General features: G+C 42.5%; 4 protein-coding genes. All 4 read left to right on the top strand.

The genetic code is table 11. The features are described from left to right. Positions 1-113 precede the first annotated feature (113 nt). The 4 genes from CA600_RS30415 (at position 114) to CA600_RS30400 (ending at position 4,054) form a co-directional block, all read left to right on the top strand. Entirely contained in the window at positions 114-1,526 is a 1,413-nt protein-coding gene (locus CA600_RS30415; RefSeq protein ID WP_094874811.1) for an ATP-binding protein, read from the top strand. Between the two features lie 95 nt (positions 1,527-1,621). Continuing rightward, a complete protein-coding gene (locus CA600_RS30410; RefSeq protein ID WP_094874810.1) occupies positions 1,622-2,896 on the top strand; it encodes an MFS transporter in 1,275 nt (424 codons plus the stop codon). Positions 2,897-2,915: 19 nt separating this feature from the next. Then, a complete protein-coding gene (locus CA600_RS30405) occupies positions 2,916-3,581 on the top strand; it encodes an oxidoreductase (protein WP_094874809.1) in 666 nt (221 codons plus the stop codon). Between the two features lie 92 nt (positions 3,582-3,673). Continuing rightward, positions 3,674-4,054: a RidA family protein gene (locus tag CA600_RS30400; RefSeq protein ID WP_076285938.1), complete on the top strand. Its 381-nt coding sequence runs from the start codon at positions 3,674-3,676 to the stop codon at positions 4,052-4,054. The last annotated feature ends 68 nt before the right edge of the window (positions 4,055-4,122 follow it).

Genomic DNA, 4,122 nt, shown 5'->3' with positions numbered 1-4,122 from the left:
ATCGTATACGATTTGCGCTCTTCCTATGCAACAATTAGGTGTGCAAAGGTTAAGCTATGGTATTATTGTGAGATGAAATCTGTAATTTATCTTGTGCAGGTAGGAGCAAAATCATGGGGTATCTTAAAATATTTTTCGGGAATACCGCAATTCTTATAGCCGTGGCCTATTTGGCTAATCTGATCTATAAACATACCATTTCGAATGCAAGTGTAGGAATAAAGAAGGCCAGCTGGGTGATCCTGGCGATCTTTGCTGGTTGGATCAGTACTCTTTTTGGTTATAATCTGGACGACCACGTGATCTTTGATTTGCGGTTTGTACCCCTAATCATCTCGACGCTAGCATATCCTAGACCCATCACGCTTATATTAATCGGTATAGGCACGGGGCTTACAAGGTTAACTTTTGGAGTGACAGAGGCAGCGATTGCAGGAATGCTAAATCTTTTTATTTTGGGAGTTATTTGCGCGGCGCTTAGCTACTGGGTCAGACGCTCAACCCTCAGTATTGTGAATCAAGGTTTGATCGTTATTCTAATTGTTAATCTTATGAATGCCATAAACATTATGTTGTTAGGCGTTATCCCTGTGGAAGAGTACATAAGAGAGATTATGCCAATTACGTTCCCGGCGGGGCTGATTTTAAGTATTTTGTTCTCATTAATTATCCGGGATTTTCAACTCGGTCTTCTAAGGAATGAGCAGATCCAGCATGCTAACGAACAGTTGTCTGCTCAGACTGAAGAATTACATAAGAACAAGCTTGATCTTGAAGAGCGTGCTAATCAGTTAATGATGGCGTCTCAATTCAAGTCGGAATTTCTAGCCAACATGTCACATGAACTTAGAACTCCACTGAATAGCATCATTAATTTATCGCAATTAATTGAAGAAAATGATGATTCGCTTACGGAAACAGATATTAGAGAGTATGCAGCCATAATCCATCGTTCGGGTGATGAGTTATTGATGATCATCAGCGATATTCTGGATTTGTCCAAGGTGGAGGCCGGTCGGTTAGATATTATAAATGAAGAATTAAATGTTAGCGAGATTCCAGATTTGCTGGCTATGCAGTTTGCTGTAACCGCCAAGCAAAAAGGACTGGAATTTAACATCTCTATGGATAAGAATGTCCCTCTAATGATTCATTCCGATCCACATCGAGTGCAGCAGATTTTGCGTAATTTGCTTTCAAATGCTTTTAAGTTTACAAAGACAGGTTACGTATCGCTGCATATCCGAAAGCAGGAATGTGGGGAAGGGGATAACGTGCAACGTTGGCTTGTATTTGATGTGAAGGATAGTGGCATAGGAATCGCACCGGAGAAGCATGCCATGATCTTTGAGGCCTTTCAACAGGCTGACAGAACGACTAGCCGGAAATATGGTGGAACAGGACTAGGACTTTCCATTAGTAATGACTTGGCCAGATTGCTCGGCGGGTTCATTTCTATGGAGAGTAAGGAAGAGAAGGGGAGTCGATTTTCGCTTCATTTGCCCCTTGAAGCGGATAGTGAATAAAGCTCCAATATTATTTGTTGATTTGGCGTATTGACAGTAGATTGATGCGGAGTAGAATGAAGCCAATGCCGCATCAAAGGAGTGTTACCGCCTCTATGGACAACATGGAAAATAAGCATAAGGTTACGGTTTCAAAACGTGTTCGTAAACCTTCAGTGCATCGCAGAAATTTGCGAATAGCTACGTTGGAAGGTGTGCCGTCAACTATTTTTCAGGTACTGCTGCAAGGGCAGTTCCTAACAGGATTCCTGCTATATTTAGGAGCCTCCTCTAGTCAAATTGGATTTGTGCTAGCGCTTACTACATTAGTTAATGTGGCACAGATTGGTGTAGCTTTTCTGATTCAGAAGCTGCCAAGTCGCAAATGGGCCATGGTTACTTTTATCGGTCTGCACAGGATACTTTGGGGTTCTACGGGACTAATCCCGTTTATTTTTCCTAAAGAATATTGGGTCATCGCATTTATTGCTTTATATACCACTGCCTTTATTGCGAATACTGCTGGTGGTGTGCTGTGGAGCTCTGTGATTAGTGATCTAGTTCCCGCACGGGTACGTGGACGTTATTTTGGGATTCGTAACACTGTCCTGAATGCACTTGGAAGTTTGGTTATGTATGGCGGAGGTATTATTCTGGACCGCTATCCCGGGGGTCATGGTTTTCTGATTCTATATATTGTTGTGTGGATCTTCTCGATATCGAATGTCGTAGTATTCTTTTTTTATCCGGATGTGCCATTCGAGAAATCAGAAGAGCATAAATTTTTACCCATGTTTAAGAAACCGCTCAAAGATACATTATTTATGAAGTCAACCTTGTTTCTGGCTGCTTGGCTATTGTTGCAGAACCTAACGGTTCCACTATACTCTTATGTCATGTTGCAGTTACTTCATATTAATTATGAAACGTTGTCATTGCTTAATGTGTCCCAGACCGTGTTTATGATGGCTAGCTTCTACGTTTGGGGCAATCTAAATGCGAAATACAGCAATAAGCGACTGTTATTCTTTACTTTGCCGATTATTGCGTTGTCCTCATTGATGTGGGGACTCTTGTCTGTGATGCCGATGCTGCTGGTCTTATTTGCGGCCCATATCGTTTTTGGTGTTGGTGTAGGCGGTTTCAACCAGCTGGCCTTTAACTTTATTATTGGAGACACGCCGAAAAAAGAACGACCGATGTATATGGCCACCTATGCGGCGCTTACCGGGTTATCATCCTTTTTTGGTCCGCTTATTGGCGGTCAGCTCTATGAAAAAATAACACACTGGCCGCAATGGACTCAGGTATACGGTATGCAGCTAGTGGTAGGGACGCTGATGATTGCACTTGCGTTTCTGCTAGGTCGTCGTATTCTAAAGGACGAATAGAAGTAAAGGAGGTTATTCCTTGTTAAGAATAGCGATGGTATTAGGTGCCACCGGATTGGTAGGCAAAGCGGTTACGGAGGAATTGTTAAATCGTGATAGCTGGGAAGAAGTAAGAGTGCTTGTACGGACACCGTTAGCCATAGAACATCCTAAACTTAAACAAATCGTTGTAGATTGGGAGAACTTAAGAAACTATACAGAGTCGTTCGAAGGGGTACATTCCATCTTCTGTTGTTTAGGGACTACAATAAAAAAGGCGGGTTCACAAGAAAAGTTTGAACGAGTTGATCTACACTATCCGCTTGATGCTGCAGCGATAGCTAGAGATCAGGGTGTTAAACAGTTTTTGGTCGTCTCTTCAATAGGGGCAGATGCGAAGTCGCGTAATTTCTACAGTCGGACAAAGGGAAGAGCGGAAGAAGGTTTAACCGCTATTGGATTCCAAGGGATGCATATATTTCGCCCCTCCTTGCTACTAGGCCAACGTGAAGAATTCAGATTAGGGGAAAGAGTCGGAGCTAGTTTGATGAAAACGCTGGATTTTGTAATGGTGGGTAAGGCGGCTAAATATCGTGCCATACCTGGTACGACAGTCGCAAGAGCTATGGTTAACATTGCGTCTGCGGATACTCACGGATTACATATTTATACGAATGAAGTGATACATGTGATTGGGAGACGCTAAGCTTTCTGAGTCTCTAATAAATTTGCATTAAGATGAGAACAGGACTTACAATGGACAATAAATGATCAGCGATAATGGAGAGGGGTAGTAAGATGAGCAAAAAACAAGTAGCTACAACAAAAGCACCCGGAGCAATCGGTCCTTATAGTCAAGCTATAACCACTGGTAGTTGGGTATACACTTCAGGACAACTTGGTCTGAATCCGGAAACGGGTAATTTGGCTGAGGGCGTACAAGAACAAGCGCGACAAGCGCTTAACAATGTACAAGCTATTCTTGAGGAAGCTGGTGCAACACTAGACCATGTAGTAAAGACAACCGTATTCTTAAAGGATATGAATGATTTTGCGGCCGTTAATGAGGTTTATAGCACCTTCTTTAAAGAACCTTATCCTGCCCGCAGTGCTATTGAGGTTGCGCGTCTGCCTAAAGACGGACTTGTTGAGATTGAAGCGGTAGCTCGTAAGAAATAAGGAGTTATCCTTTGCACTTTTTTTTATTAATATACAAAATGGCGGGCTAAGGTGGATAACCTTAGCCC

The sequence above is a fragment of the Paenibacillus sp. VTT E-133280 genome (assembly GCF_002264385.1).
Lineage (GTDB): Bacteria > Bacillota > Bacilli > Paenibacillales > Paenibacillaceae > Paenibacillus_AQ > Paenibacillus_AQ nitricinens.
Note: the sequence above shows the minus strand (reverse complement) of the source record. Positions and strands in the feature narration are given on the sequence as shown.

Coding starts and splice junctions, on each gene's coding strand:
- CA600_RS30415 (WP_094874811.1), top strand. CDS start 114: ATGGGGTATCTTAAAATATTTTTCGGGAATACCGCAATTCTTATAGCC.
- CA600_RS30410 (WP_094874810.1), top strand. CDS start 1,622: ATGGACAACATGGAAAATAAGCATAAGGTTACGGTTTCAAAACGTGTT.
- CA600_RS30400 (WP_076285938.1), top strand. CDS start 3,674: ATGAGCAAAAAACAAGTAGCTACAACAAAAGCACCCGGAGCAATCGGT.